The organism is Pantoea sp. B65 (assembly GCF_047308185.1).
Classification (GTDB): domain Bacteria; phylum Pseudomonadota; class Gammaproteobacteria; order Enterobacterales; family Enterobacteriaceae; genus Erwinia.
In genome coordinates this window covers 212,070-228,459 of sequence record NZ_JAHXPU010000015.1, presented here as the reverse complement: position 1 = coordinate 228,459, position 16,390 = coordinate 212,070, and the positions used below count along the sequence as shown (strand labels likewise).

At 54.3% G+C, this 16,390-nt stretch carries 17 protein-coding genes and 1 riboswitch; of the genes, 7 read left to right on the top strand and 10 right to left on the bottom strand.

The features are described from left to right. Positions 1-34 precede the first annotated feature (34 nt). A complete protein-coding gene (locus JWF83_RS03885; RefSeq protein ID WP_413648813.1) occupies positions 35-256 on the bottom strand; it encodes a hypothetical protein in 222 nt (73 codons plus the stop codon). A gap of 94 nt (positions 257-350) precedes the next feature. Then, positions 351-2,183 carry an ABC transporter ATP-binding protein gene (locus JWF83_RS03880; RefSeq protein ID WP_413649165.1) on the bottom strand — a complete coding sequence of 611 codons (1,833 nt, stop codon included), beginning with the start codon at positions 2,181-2,183 and terminating at the stop codon, positions 351-353. A gap of 213 nt (positions 2,184-2,396) precedes the next feature. Here JWF83_RS03880 and JWF83_RS03875 point away from each other — a divergent pair, with 213 nt between their 5' ends. Next, positions 2,397-3,002: an alpha/beta hydrolase gene (locus tag JWF83_RS03875; RefSeq protein ID WP_413648811.1), complete on the top strand. Its 606-nt coding sequence runs from the start codon at positions 2,397-2,399 to the stop codon at positions 3,000-3,002. A 32-nt stretch (positions 3,003-3,034) separates the two neighbouring features. Here JWF83_RS03875 and crcB read toward each other — a convergent pair whose 3' ends face one another. Further along, positions 3,035-3,409, bottom strand: coding sequence for a fluoride efflux transporter CrcB (gene crcB, locus JWF83_RS03870; RefSeq protein WP_413648810.1), 375 nt, complete (start codon positions 3,407-3,409; stop codon positions 3,035-3,037). Between the two features lie 113 nt (positions 3,410-3,522). Then, positions 3,523-3,599: riboswitch (Fluoride riboswitch) on the bottom strand. Positions 3,600-3,680: 81 nt separating this feature from the next. Then, positions 3,681-4,232 carry a helix-turn-helix domain-containing protein gene (locus JWF83_RS03865; protein WP_413648808.1) on the bottom strand — a complete coding sequence of 184 codons (552 nt, stop codon included), beginning with the start codon at positions 4,230-4,232 and terminating at the stop codon, positions 3,681-3,683. Between the two features lie 67 nt (positions 4,233-4,299). On the opposite strand from JWF83_RS03865, the gene JWF83_RS03860 reads away from it, so the two are divergent. After that, on the top strand, positions 4,300-4,827 hold the full coding sequence (locus JWF83_RS03860; RefSeq protein ID WP_413648807.1) for an N-acetyltransferase family protein: 528 nt from the start codon (positions 4,300-4,302) through the stop codon (positions 4,825-4,827). A 53-nt stretch (positions 4,828-4,880) separates the two neighbouring features. Here the strand turns inward: JWF83_RS03860 and JWF83_RS03855 are convergent, their stop codons facing one another. After that, positions 4,881-5,903, bottom strand: coding sequence for a zinc-binding alcohol dehydrogenase family protein (locus tag JWF83_RS03855; protein WP_413648806.1), 1,023 nt, complete (start codon positions 5,901-5,903; stop codon positions 4,881-4,883). Positions 5,904-6,042: 139 nt separating this feature from the next. On the opposite strand from JWF83_RS03855, the gene JWF83_RS03850 reads away from it, so the two are divergent. Both JWF83_RS03850 and JWF83_RS03845 read left to right on the top strand, forming a co-directional pair. Next, positions 6,043-6,945: an FCD domain-containing protein gene (locus tag JWF83_RS03850; protein ID WP_413648805.1), complete on the top strand. Its 903-nt coding sequence runs from the start codon at positions 6,043-6,045 to the stop codon at positions 6,943-6,945. Between the two features lie 264 nt (positions 6,946-7,209). After that, on the top strand, positions 7,210-8,568 hold the full coding sequence (locus JWF83_RS03845) for an MFS transporter (protein WP_413648804.1): 1,359 nt from the start codon (positions 7,210-7,212) through the stop codon (positions 8,566-8,568). Between the two features lie 53 nt (positions 8,569-8,621). Here the strand turns inward: JWF83_RS03845 and JWF83_RS03840 are convergent, their stop codons facing one another. The 3 genes from JWF83_RS03840 to mntP form a co-directional block, all read right to left on the bottom strand. Next, complete coding sequence (locus tag JWF83_RS03840) at positions 8,622-9,152, bottom strand: cysteine hydrolase family protein (RefSeq protein ID WP_413648803.1); 531 nt, start codon at positions 9,150-9,152, stop codon at positions 8,622-8,624. 307 nt (positions 9,153-9,459) lie between these two features. Further along, positions 9,460-9,537, bottom strand: coding sequence for a stress response protein AzuC (gene azuC / locus JWF83_RS03835; RefSeq protein WP_413649164.1), 78 nt, complete (start codon positions 9,535-9,537; stop codon positions 9,460-9,462). A 252-nt stretch (positions 9,538-9,789) separates the two neighbouring features. Beyond that, a complete protein-coding gene (mntP, locus tag JWF83_RS03830; protein WP_413648802.1) occupies positions 9,790-10,362 on the bottom strand; it encodes a manganese efflux pump MntP in 573 nt (190 codons plus the stop codon). A gap of 349 nt (positions 10,363-10,711) precedes the next feature. On the opposite strand from mntP, the gene JWF83_RS03825 reads away from it, so the two are divergent. Then, positions 10,712-10,954: a DUF1158 domain-containing protein gene (locus JWF83_RS03825; protein ID WP_413648801.1), complete on the top strand. Its 243-nt coding sequence runs from the start codon at positions 10,712-10,714 to the stop codon at positions 10,952-10,954. Here the strand turns inward: JWF83_RS03825 and JWF83_RS03820 are convergent. After that, positions 10,944-12,398 (bottom strand): PLP-dependent aminotransferase family protein, encoded by a 1,455-nt coding sequence (locus JWF83_RS03820; protein WP_413648800.1) that lies wholly within the window; start codon positions 12,396-12,398, stop codon positions 10,944-10,946. The genes JWF83_RS03825 and JWF83_RS03820 overlap by 11 nt on opposite strands. Positions 12,399-12,480: 82 nt before the next feature. Here JWF83_RS03820 and JWF83_RS03815 point away from each other — a divergent pair, with 82 nt between their 5' ends. Further along, the gene (locus JWF83_RS03815; protein ID WP_413648799.1) at positions 12,481-12,936 is read left to right on the top strand and encodes a carboxymuconolactone decarboxylase family protein; all 456 of its coding nucleotides are present in this window, start codon (positions 12,481-12,483) and stop codon (positions 12,934-12,936) included. Positions 12,937-13,313: 377 nt separating this feature from the next. Beyond that, positions 13,314-14,915 carry a malate:quinone oxidoreductase gene (locus tag JWF83_RS03810; protein WP_413648798.1) on the top strand — a complete coding sequence of 534 codons (1,602 nt, stop codon included), beginning with the start codon at positions 13,314-13,316 and terminating at the stop codon, positions 14,913-14,915. Between the two features lie 104 nt (positions 14,916-15,019). On the opposite strand, the gene JWF83_RS03805 is transcribed toward JWF83_RS03810, so the two are convergent. Then, the gene (locus JWF83_RS03805) at positions 15,020-16,321 is read right to left on the bottom strand and encodes an SLC13 family permease (protein WP_413648797.1); all 1,302 of its coding nucleotides are present in this window, start codon (positions 16,319-16,321) and stop codon (positions 15,020-15,022) included. Between the last annotated feature and the right edge of the window lie 69 nt (positions 16,322-16,390).

Sequence of the window (16,390 nt, the reverse complement as noted above, 5' to 3'; positions counted from 1 at the left end):
GCCCGGAGGTAAGGGGCGTAAACAGTTAAAATTATCAGGCTTTCCGTACTTTGATAAAGGCTTCTCTCAGATATTCTCTGCCCTGAGCGAGCAGAGTTTCATAGGCAGCCAGCTGCTGATCTGTGCCGGCAGGACTAAAATCACGGATGCGTTTATCAGTGACAATTTTTTTCGCCGCAACACTCGCAATGGCATATTTAGCGATACTACGAATATCATCTGGAGTTAGTGCTGGCATACGATATTTGGTCATCATTCGTCCTCCATGTCTGGAGGTGATTTTACCACCACAGAGACAAATTGCATTAATTTCGTACAGCCGATACTCTATTTACCCGGGGTAACTACCCTCAATCGAGGCCAACAAAGCCACCGGTTTGATGCTGCCATAAACGCGCATACAGGCCGTTTTTCGCCAGTAGTTCGCGATGGCTGCCCATTTCAACAATTTCACCTTTCTCCAGTACCACCAGGCGATCCATCTGCGCAATCGTCGACAGGCGGTGCGCAATGGCGATGACGGTTTTACCCTGCATCAGGGTTTCCAGGCTCTCCTGAATCGCCGCCTCCACTTCCGAATCCAGCGCCGAGGTAGCCTCATCCATCACCAGGATCGGCGCATCCTTTAACAGCACGCGGGCGATGGCGATACGCTGACGCTGGCCACCGGAGAGCTTAACGCCGCGCTCACCAACGTGCGCATCCAGCCCGGTCCGCCCCTGGGGATCGGAGAGCTGTGGAATAAATTCGTCTGCGCGCGCCCGATGGATCGCCGTCAGCAGCGCTTCTTCGCTGGCGTCAGGATTACCATACAATAAGTTATCGCGAATCGAGCGATGCAACAGCGAAGTATCCTGGGTAATCATGCCGATCTGCGCCCGCAGGCTGTGCTGACTGATCCGGGCGATATCCTGGCCGTCAATCAGTATGCGACCGGCGTTAATGTCATACAGGCGCATCAGCAGGTTAACCAGCGTCGATTTACCGGCGCCGGAGGGACCAATCAGCCCAATCTTCTCGCCAGGTTTAATCTGCAGATCAAAACCGTTAATCACCTGGCGGCTGCCGCCGTAATCGAAGCGTAGCTGGTCAAAATGAATGGCGCCGCTATCAACCCGCAGCGCCTCAGCATCCGGCTCATCGGCGACGCTAATCGGCTGCGAAATGGTTTTCAGGCCATCCTGTACCATACCGATATTCTCAAAAATGCCGTTGACCACCCACATAATCCAGCCGGACATATTCACAATACGGATCACCAGCCCGGTTGCCAGCGCAATCGCCCCTACGCTAATCAGCGACTGCGTCCACAGCCATAGCGCCATACCGCTGGTGGCAACAATCAACAGACCATTCAGCGTTGAGATGGTCACATCCATACTGGTCGCCATGCGCGTTGCCAGCTGCATTTTTTCCGTCTGCTCCTGGATTGCTTCGCGCGCATAGCGCTGTTCGAGATCGGTATGTGCAAACAGTTTCAGGGTTGTAATATTGGTATAGCCATCCACAATGCAGCCCATCAGTTTGGATCGCGCATCGGACGACGCCACCGAGCGTGCTTTAATGCGTGGCACAAAGTAGCGCATGGCCGCGATATAGCCACAGATCCAGATAATCAATGGCACCATTAAGCGCCAGTCGGCTTGCGCGAATAGCACCAGAGAGGTCACGGCATAAATCAGCACGTGCCACAGCGCATCCACCGTCTGCACCGCGGAATCACGCAGCGCATTACCGGTTTGCATAATGCGTTGCGCAATACGCCCGGCAAAATCATTCTGGAAAAAATTCAGGCTCTGGCGCAGAACATAGTTATGATTTTGCCAGCGGATCATGCTGGTCATTCCGGGGTTAATGCTCTGATTTACCAGCAGGTCGTGCAGGCCAATAAAGACCGGGCGCAGGATCAGCGCGACAAACGCCATCCACAACAACGTTGGCCAGTGATCGCTAAACAGGGTGGCGGGTGAAGAGCTGTTTGCCAGATCGATAATACGACTCAGATAGCTAAATAGCGCCACCTCTATCAGTGAAGCGACCAGCCCGACGGCCAGCAACGCGGCAAAGCTGCGCCACACCTGACGCAGATAATAATAATAGAAAGCCCACACCTGATCTGGCGGCGCCTCGCTGGGAGCATCCTGGAAAATATTGATCAATCTTTCGAAGCGGCGGAACAGCATATACAGACTCACTTTCAACGCATTACGAATCATTCAGCTTAGTCCCATTCCGCTGCCGCTTCAGCTTTAGTGCCGAATAACCGCACAAAAATCGCCATTACCGGCGGTGCTGGCGACCGCCGACAGCACGTTCAACGATCAGACTGGCTTTTCATCCGTCGGCGCAAGGCATATGCTTTTAAACCTGAATAAATCAGTTAGCCGGAAATAAAAATGGCAAAAAGTTTAGTCATCCTGCTGCATGGCGTTGGCAGTAATGGCGACGATTTAGCGGGCCTGGGAAGTCACTGGTCGCCCGTATTACCCGGCGTCGCCTTTGCGTCGCCAGATGCTCCTGATCACTTTGAACACGGGGCGGGTTATCAGTGGTTTAGCCTCAAGGGTATTACCGAAGAGAACCGTCCGGCGCGCGTGGCCGACGCGCGCGAAGCCTTCGACCAGTTGCTGGGCGGCATTCTCGATGCCCATCAGATGAGTGGTCAGTTGGATCGCGTAGTGCTGGTTGGTTTTTCGCAGGGATCAATTATGGCGCTGGACGCGCTGGTTTCCGGTCGCTGGCCGGTGGCGGGAGTGGTGGCGTTTTCCGGGCGCCTGGCTTCGCCGCAGCCTTTTACGCCTGCGACGCAGACGCCGGTGTTACTGATTCACGGCCATGATGATGCGGTGATCCCGTGGGTGGAAAGTGAAGCGGCCGCGCTGCGTTTAATCGCCGCAGGTGTCCAGGTGAAGACGCAATTTGAACCCGCCACCGGACACACTATTTCCGGTCAGGGCGCGCGTACCGCTGCTACCTTTATTGCTCACTGCCTGCAAAAATAGCGAAAATTCATCAGGCGGGATAAATCCCGCCCCTATAACCAACTCACCAGCGCAAAACCGGCAAACGTCATCAACAGCGAGCCGATCACATGAGTCATTACGCTGAACATTGCCCACAGATAGTTACCGTTTTGCAGCAGGACGACAATTTCCGCAGAAAAAGTGGAGAAGGTTGTCAGGCCACCACATAAGCCCGTCACGATCAGCAGCCGCCACATCGGGTCAAGATGCGGATTTTTCAGCAAATACGCCAGCGCTACGCCGATAATAAAACCACCGGCCAGATTCACCATCAAGGTTCCGGGTGGCAAATTAGGAAATAATGAATTGAAACGTAAGGAAATCATCCAGCGAAGCGCACAACCTACCGCACCACCAATCATCACTGCGAGCATTGATTTAACCATAAGAAAACACCCTTAAAATTTCACTATTGCTTGTTGCTCAGGGAAGTTGGAGTGCAGGAAACAATACAGGATGCTGACTTCCTGACATACGCCACACTCCCCCGAAGAGGATAAGTATGCCAGGCGTCATCAGCCGCTTAGGGAACCAGCAGGCGGTTGGATAAGGTGGAACGCCATCACCTTGCGCAGAAAATAATATCTCTTTGCGGCTATGCAGACAATCCAAACGGCTAAAGTTGTCCCGAACCGGCGGGATACGGTCGGGTCAGGTTTACTTACTGGTCATCACCAGCAGATAGCGGCAGGGCTGCTCACCACGCTGACTCAGCGCCAGCGGCTGATCGACGTCAAAATCGAGGCAATCACCCGCTGCCAGCAGATAACGAAGCTCGCCATACTCTATCGCCAGCTCACCGCTAATTAGCCACAGCCGCTGCCGGTAAGCATGGTGTGACCAGCGCGGATATTCGACGCGGCAGTCGACCGGCAGTACGATCTCCACCATTTCAAAGCCGGTGAGCGCGTCGCGTTCAGTGATTTGTCGACGCAGGTAATGCAATTCAGGATCCTGCCAGCAAAGCTGGTCAGCCAGCCGCCGTAGTGGCTGCGGCTGACGCTGTTCCAGCAATAAATCGGTCAGCGACACGCCGAGACCGGCGGCCAGCCGCCCTAATACCGTGGCGCTCGGGCTACTCTCCTGGCGCTCGATTTTCGAAATCATCGCCTTACTGACGCCAGCCTGAGTAGCCAGCGCATCCAGACTGAGTCCCTGTTGCCGGCGCAACCGTTGCAGATTAGCGGCGATAATTTCATCAATTGACATCGGTATCCTTCGGGTGTTTTATATAGTGGAATTAATTCCACTATATTTGACAAGAAAGGGAAAGGCAATGGCGAACAGAATCATTCACTGCGATGAACAGCGGCATGCAGCCGCCATACTGGAAATTTTCAACCATGCGATCCTGACCTCAACCGCCTTATATGATTATCAGCCACGGCCGCTGGAATCGATGAGCAACTGGTTTGCCGGCAAACGGGCCAGCCAGTTTCCGGTGGTGGGGATTGAGGATGACAACGGCACCCTGCTTGGTTTTGCCAGCTACGGGACGTTTCGCGCCTGGCCCGCTTATAAGTACAGCGTCGAACATTCGATTTATATCCATCAGCAGCATCGCGGCAAAGGCCTGGGGCAGCAGTTGCTGACCGAGATTATCCACCAGGCAGAGCAACAGCAGAAACATGTACTGATTGCCGGCATTGATACTGACAACAGCATCAGCATTGCCCTGCATGAGAAAAATGGCTTTGTCCGCAGCGGTACCCTGACGCAGGTGGCATGGAAATTTGACCGCTGGCTGGATCTGGGGTTCTGGCAACGCACCCTGCAAACCCCGATACAACCGCAGGCAGACTAAGCCAGCGGCGTCGGCACAGGCGACCGGGACGGTTATCGCCTGTGCGATCGGCTTCAGAAGTGAATCACCCCTTTGATGAGCTGCCGGTTATTGATCACCTGCGCTTCGAACTCGTCTGCCAGGCGGGCAAACGCAAAATGCTGATTCAGCATCATATCAGCGGCGATTTTGCCGCTGGCCATCAGTTGTCTCACCGTGGCGAAATCTTCAGCGGTGGCATTGCGACTCCCCATCATGGTGGTCTCTTTTTTATGAAATTCCGCGTCCGAAAACTGCAAATCCCCTTTAAACAGGCCAACAAAGACGATGGTGCCGCCATGGCGGATCAGACTGACGGTACTGTTCATCGCCTGCGGATTACCGCTGGCATCAATCACTTTTGCCGCCAGCATACCGGAACAGTGCTGACGCAGCGCCGGCAAGAAATTGCTGTCCGCCGGGTTCAGCACCGGTAACCCCAGCGCGGCAACCACATGCTGACGACGAAATTCGCTGGTATCGGCGACAATCACGCTGGCGCCAGCCGCTCTGGCGATCGCTGCCACGCCCAGCCCAATCGGCCCCGCCCCGACCACCAGCAGATGTTCATCGGGCTGCAATGCTGCACGGCGTACCGCATGAGCGCTAATGGCAAACGGCTCAATCAGCGCCGCCGCCTCCGGTGCTAAATCATCCACGACCAGCAAATTACTGGCCGGTACGCTAAGGTATTCACAGAAACCGCCATCCTGATGCACACCGATTACGGAGATATTTTCACAGCAGTTGCTCTTGCCGCTGCGGCAGGCTGCACACTGCAGACAGGAGACATACGGGATTAATACGGTGCGCTGACCAGCATGCAGAGAGCGCACCTCACTGCCCAGCGCGACGATTTCACCACATAATTCATGCCCTAATACCCGTGGATAGCTGAAGAAGGGCTGATTGCCGGCCCAGGCATGGATATCCGTGCCACAAATGCCTGCGGCGATGATTTTTATCACCGCCTCACCGGCGGCCGGGGTCGGCTGCGGACGCGATTGATAGACCATGTTTCGCGGCTCCAGGCAGATCAGACTGTTCATCATGTTCATGGTGGTTCTCCTGTTGGTTTACGCGCTGTTATGGCGTAAAACCGGTGTCTGAACATTTCAGCAACACAGAATTGTGATAAATCGCTGATTTTTTGGTCTCCATAGGGTTTTTAATGCAGTTAAAAAACCGGGAGGCAAGATGAGCAGATCGCTGGAACTTCGTCAGAATGTGGTTAATCAGATGATCGACGCCCTGATTCAGGGTCATATCAGCTCGCCACTGCCGCCGCAGGCCGCGCTGGCCGAAATGTTTAATATCAGTCGTACCACGGTACGGAATACCCTGGCTCATTTTGAGCAGCGCGGGGTGCTACAAAAGGTGGAGCAGTGCTATCTGATTGTCCGTCCGCCGGTAGCGGATGATGGTTTTAGTGATATTTACCAGCCAGTTGCCAGCCAGACCGCGCTGTTTGAGCAGGCGTTTTTCCAGATGATTAACCAGCGGCAGCTGAAACCCGGCGATATTTTTTCCGAGCTGAAGCTGGCGCAGTCAGTTCGCGTCAGTCCGGTCGTGGTGCGCGAGTTTTTACTGCGCTTTTGCCACTATAACCTGATAGAACAGGTACGGCGCGGTCACTGGCATATGAAGAAATTCGATCAGGATTACGCGGAGAAGCTGTTTGAATTACGCAAAATGCTGGAAACCCACGCGCTTAACCGTTTTATCAATCTGCCGACTGAGGACCACCGCTGGATACAGCTGCGGGATCTGCTCGATCGCCATCGCCAGATGCGCGATAGCATCGCCAGCAGCTACCGCATGTTTGCCCAGCTGGATAAAGAGATGCATTCGCTGATCCTGTCAGCAGCCAACAATCCATTTTTTAATCAGTCACTTGAGATTATTTCCGTGATCTTCCATTCCCATTATCAGTGGGATGAGAGTGATTTAAAATCACGTAATATCATTGCGCTGGAAGAGCATATGGCAATTCTCACCGCCCTGCTGAGCCGTAATGATGTGGATGCGCATTGCGAACTGCACCGTCATCTCACCACGGCAAAACAATCAATGATCCGCTCAATTAAGCAGTACAGCTGACAGGTTGTGGAGCACAGCAAGGCAAAACGGGCAGTAAATCGCGATTAAGTACCGATAAAAAACCGCAAATCATAAGCTGCCGCACGGAAATGAAACAACTTTTTAACACCCCCCAATAATGCCCTCTAGTCTGCTTATCAGCCTTACCGCACGGTCCTGATCTACCCGATATCAGAACCGTTGTGATACCCGACTGGTGAGTGGCTGTCTGGCCATCTCGCCGCTGCCAAAATAATAATTATCCGCCGATCCCGGGAGTGTGTAATGGAAAATAGTCGTAGCGTAACCGGCAATGAGACCAGTCACAGCAAGGGGGCGGATCCCCTTGACTTTGTGCCCGCTCGTGGCGTGCTTTTGCGCTCGCCACGCATCAAAAAAATCCAGACCACTGCGATGATTTTATTATTCCTCGCAGCGATTATTAACTACCTCGACCGTAGCTCGCTCTCGGTGGCCAATATGACCATTCGTGGCGAGCTGGGGCTGAGCGCCACCGAAATCGGTTTTCTGCTTTCCGCCTTTTCGCTGGCGTATGGCATCGCCCAGTTACCCTGTGGCGCGCTGCTGGATCGCAAAGGGCCGCGCATTATGCTGGGACTTGGCATGTTTGTCTGGTCACTGTTTCAGGCGATGTCCGGGCTGGTGCACAGTTTTACCCAGTTTATTCTGGTGCGCATCGGGCTGGGTATCGGCGAAGCGCCGATGAACCCCTGTGGCGTCAAAGTGATCAACGACTGGTTTAATATTAAAGATCGCGGCCTGCCTATGGGGATCTTTAACGCCGCCTCCACCATTGGTCTGGCAATCAGCCCGCCAATCCTCGCGGCCATGATGCTACTGATGGGCTGGCGCGGTATGTTTGTCACCATCGGTATCCTTGGCATGTTCCTCGCCATTGGCTGGTACATGCTGTATCGCAACCGTGATAACAGCACCCTGAGCGCCGATGAGATTAACTATCTGGAAGCCGGTAGCGTTCGCGCCGGCAGAGCGCCGCTGAGTTTCCGCGAATGGCGCAGCCTGTTCAGAAACCGCACCATGTGGGGCATGATGATTGGCTTTAGCGGTATTAATTATACCGCCTGGCTCTATCTCGCCTGGTTACCGGGCTATCTGCAAACCACCTATAACCTTGATTTAAAAAGTACCGGCATGTTATCCGCCATTCCTTTCCTGTTTGGCGCCGCCGGTATGCTGTTAAATGGCTTTGTGGTCGATGCGCTGGTACGGCGCGGAATGGAGCCGCTGAAAACGCGTAAAATCTGCATTGTCAGCGGTATGCTGCTATCCGCCGCTTTTACCGCCGTCGTGGTGCGCGCCGACAGCACCGGCAGTGCGGTGGTGTTAATTGGTATGGCGCTGTTCTGCATCCATTTCGCCGGAACATCATGCTGGGGATTGATCCATGTTGCGGTTAACGCACGGATGACCGCTTCCGTCGGCAGTATCCAGAACTTTGCCAGCTTTATCTTTGCCTCGTTCGCGCCGGTAGTCACCGGCTGGATCCTCGACACCACGCACTCATTTAGTCTGGCCCTGACCATCTGCGCCTGCGTCACGGTACTGGGCGCCATGTCCTACCTGTTTGTGGTACGCGATCCCATTGCCGACAGGCGGCTATAACCAGCACCCGCAGCTGGCGGCACGCAGGCCGCCAGCTGCGGCGATCGGCGCGGTCAGAAGGTGATTTCAGCGGTTTTCAGCAGGGTGACAAACGGGCCGGAAAGCAGTTTGTTGTGATGGGCAATAATTTGTTCAGTGCTCAGCACGCCATTAGCGAAAGTGGTATGCGCATCGCTGGCCAGCACCATCTCAATCCCAAGATCACGGCCGGCGCGGCAGGTGGTATCCACGCAGTAATCGCTTTGCATCCCGGCCACCACCAGTTGCGTAATACCTTTCTCCTGCAACAGGCTCAGTAACGACGTCTGGAAAAAGCAGCTGGGACGGGTTTTAGTCAGGTAGAAATCATGCGCTTCGCGCTGCAGTTCAGCGGCGATCTGCCACATCTCACCGCCATGCGCCAGAGGCGTACCCTCAGGCCCGGTATGCTGAACAAAGATAACCGGCCGCTGTTGTCTGCGGGCGTCGGCGATCAGCTGATTGATATTGGCCAGCACGGTTTCAATGGCAAACGGCGCCTGTGCGCCATGGACCAGTCCATTTTGCATATCAATAACCAGCAGGGCGGCAGCATTTTGACTCATGATATTCTCCGGTTAAACCGTTCGGACGGAGAATTCTGACCCCGTCAGATGCGGCGGGACGATGGGATGTTTGCTATCTGTTCTGCATGCAAACACGCCACAGCCCGCCAGATACGGTTGTGGTGCGATGTGTGGTGAGGAAGTGCAGAGAAATTAGCATCTCTAAATCATTGCCTGGAAAAGAGAATATAGCAACGACTGAAAATCAGAGAGGAATGGCGTGAAGCGAGTGGAGTTTGATAACCATCGGTCGATCCCTAACCGCGGTTATCGAGGGTTCTTTGCTGCGCTGCGGTTAACTGAAAAATCAGTTTAATGCACCCGGCGGTACGTGTTTAAAAGTTTCAACGTAGGCGCGGAATACATATTTAAAAAACTTCTTCATAACACTGTCCGGTTCAAATTTTGTTGAATAACGCAAAAAATTATACAATCCGGACGTTTTTCATGCAAATTTATTTGATGCAGATCACATTAATTGATCAAATTATGCAAAGCATAACTTAAACCAAATCTAAACGAAGAAGGTTTTTTGGCGAAAATAACGCGAATTAACAATAGAGAGGCTTGATTTGTCCGGTGATTTTGACTCAGGGAGGCCGTTACGCCCCCCATGATGCAGACTGTGCCGCGATTATCAGGATAATAACCCTAAATGCCCGACCAGAATGCTGCCGCCGATACCAATCAGCACCACCCCACCGACAACTTCAGCCCATTTACCCATCACCGGCCCGATAAACCGACCGAGCAGAATCCCGGAAGCCGCCATAATGGTGGTCGCGGCGCCAATAGTCAGTGCCGTTAAGACAATATTGACCTGCAGAAAGGCCAGGCCGACCCCTACCGCCATCGCATCCAGGCTGGTGGCGACTGCCGTGGTAGCCAGCAACAGGAAACCGTGGCGCTGCGGCTGTTGATGCTCTTCCTCAGGCGCGCGGCGTAAGCCTTCTACAATCATGCGGGCGCCGAGCACAAACAACAGCGTAAAAGCGACCCAGTGGTCCCATGACATAATAAACTGGCTGGCAGCCAGCCCGATGGCCCAGCCAATTAATGGCGTCAGCGCTTCAATAGTGCCAAAAATCAGCCCGGTACGAATCGCTTCTTTCAGCGTCGGGCGATGCAGAGCGGCGCCTTTACCGACCGCGGCGGCAAAAGCATCCATCGACATGGCAAAAGCGAGAATCAGTGTTGCATATAGGTTCATTATTTTTATACCAACGGGAGCATGACGAATAAAACGTCGGGTTTCGTCAAAAAATGCACCACATGTTCAAAAGAGAGCGCATGCTACCACGCCGCCGCCAGGATAAAAAGACAATAAAATCATGGATTTGAGTATAGCCACGGCTATACATTTTAACGCAGGCTAACTTGATGGCGCTGAAATCAGCACCCTTACGCTGCCGCTTTCAGCGCGGGATATGATATTTCAATACCTTATCGTCACTTGCTGCACGCAGCTCCGCCGCCGTTAAACGGCAAAAGCGGCCAGATTGAATCTGACGGCATATTGTCTGACAATACCGGCTAACTTTCTTAATAAGCCTGAATGCATGAAAAGCCCCTTTGAAACCTTCCTGATGCCGATGGGCATTCTGATGCTCGGCTTTCTTTCCGCCCTGCTGCTTCCTGCCCCGTGGTTTGGCGTGCAACTAACCAAAACGCTGATGGTCAGTTTTCATCTGCAGGATATTGGACAACTCTATACGCTGGTATTTTGCCTGTGGTTTCTGCTATTGGGCGCCATTGAATACTTTGTTATCCGCTTTATTTACCGGCGTTATTTTAAAATTTGACCGCTAACGACAGCGATATGCCATGCGCATCGACCAGCTGACGCAACTTCTGCACACCGGGGAGAAAACCCTCGCGCGGCATATTGGTCGCCCCTAATACCAGACCATACTGGCGCAATTCATCGCGCTGATACCAGGCGGATAACGGCGAGGGTGCCATTCCCCACGCCAGCGCTTCACGCGCAATGGCGCGATCGGCACTTCCCGGCGGCAGCATGATCACCACCGCCAGCGCACCGCGGCGCAGTTCAGGAAAGCTGGGGGTCAGCGCCTCGATCATTTTTTCCAGCCGATCGGCGTAGATTCGCTTCATGCGCCGTAAATGGCGTAAAAAGTGACCTTCACGCAAAAACTCCGCCACCGCGTTATGCAGAACAAAGGACGAGGCGGGAGCCACCACCGCCGCAATATCAGCAAAACGCGCGGCCAGCGCCGGTGGCACGACCACAAACCCCAGACGCAACGAAGGGCTGAGCGTTTTGCTAAAGGTACCGATATGCATCACCCGTCCGGCAGTATCGAGCGATGCCAGCGCCGGCGCGGCGCGGCTGCCCAGTTGCAACTCACCTAAATAATCATCATCTACAATCCAGCGATTATTTTCCTCTGCCCACGCCAGCAGTTCACTGCGGCGTACCGGCGACAGCGTCATCCCCAGCGGCGCCTGCTGTCCAGCCGTCACCAGGGCAAAACTGGCCTGTGGAGCACGTGCAATACCCTCGCTGACCAGAATTCCCTGTTCATCCACGCTGATCGGCACCGGTTCAATCCCAACCAGAGCGAGAGCTTTGCACGCCAGCAGATAGCCGGGTTCTTCAATCCATGCCTGGCTGGCATGGAAGTTCATTGCCAGGCAAATCAGCCCTAAGGCGCCGGCATAACCATTGGTGATAATAATTTGTTCCGCCTGACAATTCACGCCACGCGCCATCGCCAGCCAGGCCACCAGTTCCTGACGTAACGCCAGGCTCCCCCGTGGATCCGGGTAGCTCATCGGACGGCCGCTCATGGTGCGTGCATGCCGCTGCAAAATGCGCGACCAGACATTCACCGGAAAGGCATCTTCGGCCGGAACCCCCATCTGGAACGTCAGCGGCGGCGCGTCAAAGTCATAGGCAATATCGGATAATGGCATCGTCACCGCGGAGGGGGTGGCCTTCGCTGGCGTCGCCGGGGGATAACGGGTAACAAAAGTCCCGGCGGCGCCTTTCGCCACCAGCAACTGGCTGTCGGCCAGCATATCGTAGGCCGCACGTACGGTGCCGCGCGCCACGCCAAGTTGTACCGCCAGATCGCGGCAGGAAGGCATCCTCGCGCCCGCTTTCAGACGTCCTTCGCGGATCGCCTGAGTAATTTCACTGCGGATCTGCTCGCTTAACCCGGCTCGCGCCTCGCGGTTCAGCGTAAGGTTAAATGGACCACTATTTTTATCAATTCCTGGCACTTTTGCTATTCCATCAGAGGGAAGAGAATATTCATTAACGCCACAAGGCTATCTCAACATTCATTATGGCAGGAGAAAGAGAATGAGCGAACGTATTGATTTTTCGAAGGTTGCACCCGCAGGCATGAAGGCCCTCGGGACGGTTTACAGCTATGTCTCACAGAGCGGCCTGGCACACCAGCTGATTGAATTGGTGTTTCTGCGCGTTTCACAAATCAACGGCTGCGCCTACTGCATCGATATGCACACCCGGGCACTCCAGGAGGCAGGCCTTGGCTGGGAAAAAATTGTGCTGACTCAGGTATGGCATGAGTCAGGCAATCTGTTTACCAGCGAGGAAAAAGCCGCACTGGCATGGGCGGAGAACCTGACGCTGATCGCCGAAAAAGGCGCGCCGGACACCTTGTTTGACCGCGTGGCCAGCCATTTCAGCGAGAAAGAGATCACCGATCTGACGATTGCTATCGGGCTGATGAATAGCTACAACCGCCTGGCAATCAGTTCACGTAAGCTGCCGGACAGCGCGCCACGCGATTAAGCTGCCCGCAATTGGCAGGAAAAGGGGCGCCTGAGGCAGCGATTTCACCCCTGAATTAAAAAGATTGCTTATTTCTGCATGCCCCCTGTTAATTTTGTTAATGATCGGCCGATTATAGTTGTCGGCCTGATCGCTTCAGCCCACAATAAAGCCCCCTGACTTTTTAATCCTTAAACAAAATGTTCAAATTATCCGCAGAAATGTTATATTTGCGGTATTATGCATAACATTTAGTTAACCAAAAAAGTCAAAAAAAGTTGCTCTTTGATCGGTACCCTTTTTATTGATATGGCAATAGATCAACCGCTCAATCAGAAGCAGGAGCTATTCCACTTAAAAAAAAACGTTGAGATATCAACAGTCGGAGATGTGGCATTATGCGCAAACCAGCAGTTGCAGCAGAGGAAAAGTGCGTCGACGTATTACTTATCGGCGGGGGTGTGATGAGTGCCACCCTGGGTACCTACCTGCAGGAACTGGAACCGGATTGGTCCATTGAGATGGTCGAACGTCTTGATAGCATCACACAAGAGAGTTCGAACGGCTGGAATAACGCAGGTACCGGCCACGCAGCTCTGGCTGAGATGAACTACACCCCGGAAACCGCCGGGGGGTCCATTGATATCTCAAAAGCGATCGAGATTAACGAATCCTTTCAGGTTTCACGCCAATTCTGGTCATATCAGGTACAAAGAGGCGTGCTGCAGAATCCGCGCAGCTTTATCACCAGCACCCCGCATATGAGCTTTGTCTGGGGTGATGACAATGTTGAATACCTGCGCAAACGCTTTGAAGCGCTGCAAAAAAGCTCGCTGTTTCGCGGTATGGAGTACTCCGAAGATCGCCAGCAGATTGCACAGTGGGTGCCCCTGGTGATGGAAGGTCGCGAGCCGGGCGAGAGAGTGGCCGCAACCCGAATTCTAATGGGTACCGATATTAACTTTGGCGAGCTCACCCGTCAGTTAGTGGTTTCACTGTGCAAAAGCGACAAATTCACTTTGCAGACCAGCCATGAAGTGCGCGATATCCGCCGCCAGCAGGATGGTAGCTGGTGTGTTACCGTTGCCAGCCTGAAAAATGGCGGGGCAAAGCGGGTGATTAAGGCGAAATATATCTTTATTGGCGCCGGCGGCGCCGCGCTGCCGCTGCTGCAAAAATCCGGTATCCCTGAAGCGAAAAACTATGCCGGCTTCCCGGTTGGCGGTGAATTCCTCGTCACCGAAAATCCGGAAATCGTTAAACGCCACCAGGCAAAAGTGTACGGTAAAGCGTCCGTTGGCGCACCGCCAATGTCCGTTCCTCACCTCGATTGCCGGGTGCTGGATGGCAAGCAGGTGCTGCTGTTTGGGCCGTTCGCCACCTTCTCCACCCGCTACCTGAAAAACGGTTCACTGTGGGATATGTTCGGTTCCATCACCACCTCTAACCTGATGCCAATGGTGCATGTCGGCCTGGATAATTTTGATCTGGTGAAATATCTGATCGGCCAGGTGATCCAGTCTGGTGACGATCGCCACGCTGCACTGCAGGAATACTTCCCGGAAGCGAAGAAAGAAGACTGGAATTTAGTGGTCGCGGGTCAGCGTGTACAAATCATTGAGAAAGATGCCGGCAAAGGCGGCGTACTGCGCCTGGGTACCGAAGTGGTCACCTCGCAGGATGGCACCATCTCCGCACTGCTCGGCGCGTCACCTGGCGCATCAACCGCAGCGCCGATTATGCTGGACCTGATGAAGAAAGTGTTTCACGACAAAATCACAACGCCACAGTGGCAGGCGAAGCTGAAGGAGATCATCCCTTCATACGGTCAGAAGCTGAATGGCAATGTGGCAGCGACAGAAAAAGTGCTGGGTAATACCAGTCGTATTCTGCAGCTGGATTACACGCCGATGCCTTCCGCCGCCAACGACGATGCCAGTGCTAACCGCACCAGCAAAGTGGCTGCGGTCGCAAAAAGCGTAACCGCAGCCGCTAAGTAATTCTGCGCCATCAGGGGCGGTGGCTAACTAAAACGGGTCGCATAATATGCGACCCGTCGCGGGTATAGACCAACATGCTCACCAGACCGCAGCCAGCAGGCCCACTATAAATATCCCAGCACCTTAAACCACAGATAATCCAGCGGCAGCAGCACCAGCGCACTGATCAGCGCCACCAGCAGACAGAGCTTTAATCCGTCACGCGCCGGCACATTGCCTAAGCCCATCGCCACCACAATCGGCGATGCCTGATAGGGCAGTAGCGGCGTGGCATAGGCAAACACCTGCATCATCACCACCGTCAGCAGAGAGAAGCCCGATGCTTCAGCAAAACTCTGCGCCATCGGCGTAAACATTGCCGGCACGCCATTGGCCGTCACCACAAAATTTAGCGCGGTGGTCACCGCATTCAGCGACAGGAAACTGAGGAACGGGCTATCTTCATGCAGCGGCGTGATCGCCAGCAGCGCGCTGGCAATGGTATTGCCAAGATTTGATTCCACCACCACCGCGGTCACGCCGAGGATCGCCGCTACATACAGACAGGTACGGAAATTGACGCCGTTGCCAAAGGCCTCGCCGGAGAGAAACCCGACCCGTGGCAACAGGCAGAAGCAGGCAGCAGTCAGCCCGACCCACGCCGGAGAGATACCGTGCAGACTATCCGTCATCCACAGCATTAGCGTCAGCAACAGCAGCGCAATCAGTCGTAGCTCTTCGCCACTCAGCGGCGGCATGACTGGCTGCCGGGTGATGCGCGAAGGTGTCGCCGGAAACAGTTTGCAGATACACAGGGTCAGCAGCGCGCCCTTTAGCAGCCCCACCACCGGGGTATGCAGAAACATCCACGGCATATAGCCAGGGTGCAGACCAAAGGAGTTTTCCGCCGCGCCGGCCAACACCAGATTAGGGACATTGGCCGGCAGAATACTGGCGGATAGCTGGAAGGTGCCAAAACCCACCGCCAGCGCCAGACCAATCCAGCCACGACTCCCCTCATGTAAACCGGCCTGTTTCGCCAGCGCGCCGACGATCGGCATCAGCAGCGCAATGCGCCCCATATTCGACGGCATCACAAACGCCAGCAGATAGCTGATCAGAATCACGCCGCCCACCATCCGTGGCCAGGTGGTGGTTAACGGTAGCGCCAGACTGCGCGCCAGCCGATCGGCCAGCCCGACTTTACGGATCGCCAGCCCGAGGACAAAACCACTTAATACCAGCCAGAAAGCGGATGAGGAAAATCCACTGAATACCGTTGCCGCCGGCGCGATATGCAACAGCATCGCGGCAGCAAAAAACAGTAGCGCGGTAATAAATTCAGGCAGCAGCGCTGTGGCCCACAGCAGGATGGTAATGGCAACGACAGACGCCGTTAGCCATATTTCAGGCGAGAAAGTGGTCAAGACCGTTGGCTCCTTGCATTATCTTGCGGCGTTTGCCGGCAAACCAGAAACGGCTGCACGGCGGTCCCC

Excerpts from the sequence above, each read along its gene's own strand:
- JWF83_RS03885 (WP_413648813.1), bottom strand. The coding sequence starts at position 256 with ATGATGACCAAATATCGTATGCCAGCACTAACTCCAGATGATATTCGT.
- JWF83_RS03880 (WP_413649165.1), bottom strand. The coding sequence starts at position 2,183 with ATGCTGTTCCGCCGCTTCGAAAGATTGATCAATATTTTCCAGGATGCT.
- JWF83_RS03875 (WP_413648811.1), top strand. The coding sequence starts at position 2,397 with ATGGCAAAAAGTTTAGTCATCCTGCTGCATGGCGTTGGCAGTAATGGC.
- crcB (WP_413648810.1), bottom strand. The coding sequence starts at position 3,409 with ATGGTTAAATCAATGCTCGCAGTGATGATTGGTGGTGCGGTAGGTTGT.
- JWF83_RS03865 (WP_413648808.1), bottom strand. The coding sequence starts at position 4,232 with ATGTCAATTGATGAAATTATCGCCGCTAATCTGCAACGGTTGCGCCGG.
- JWF83_RS03860 (WP_413648807.1), top strand. The coding sequence starts at position 4,300 with ATGGCGAACAGAATCATTCACTGCGATGAACAGCGGCATGCAGCCGCC.
- JWF83_RS03855 (WP_413648806.1), bottom strand. The coding sequence starts at position 5,903 with ATGAACATGATGAACAGTCTGATCTGCCTGGAGCCGCGAAACATGGTC.
- JWF83_RS03850 (WP_413648805.1), top strand. The coding sequence starts at position 6,043 with ATGAGCAGATCGCTGGAACTTCGTCAGAATGTGGTTAATCAGATGATC.
- JWF83_RS03845 (WP_413648804.1), top strand. The coding sequence starts at position 7,210 with ATGGAAAATAGTCGTAGCGTAACCGGCAATGAGACCAGTCACAGCAAG.
- JWF83_RS03840 (WP_413648803.1), bottom strand. The coding sequence starts at position 9,152 with ATGAGTCAAAATGCTGCCGCCCTGCTGGTTATTGATATGCAAAATGGA.
- azuC (WP_413649164.1), bottom strand. The coding sequence starts at position 9,537 with ATGAAGAAGTTTTTTAAATATGTATTCCGCGCCTACGTTGAAACTTTT.
- mntP (WP_413648802.1), bottom strand. The coding sequence starts at position 10,362 with ATGAACCTATATGCAACACTGATTCTCGCTTTTGCCATGTCGATGGAT.
- JWF83_RS03825 (WP_413648801.1), top strand. The coding sequence starts at position 10,712 with ATGAAAAGCCCCTTTGAAACCTTCCTGATGCCGATGGGCATTCTGATG.
- JWF83_RS03815 (WP_413648799.1), top strand. The coding sequence starts at position 12,481 with ATGAGCGAACGTATTGATTTTTCGAAGGTTGCACCCGCAGGCATGAAG.
- JWF83_RS03810 (WP_413648798.1), top strand. The coding sequence starts at position 13,314 with ATGCGCAAACCAGCAGTTGCAGCAGAGGAAAAGTGCGTCGACGTATTA.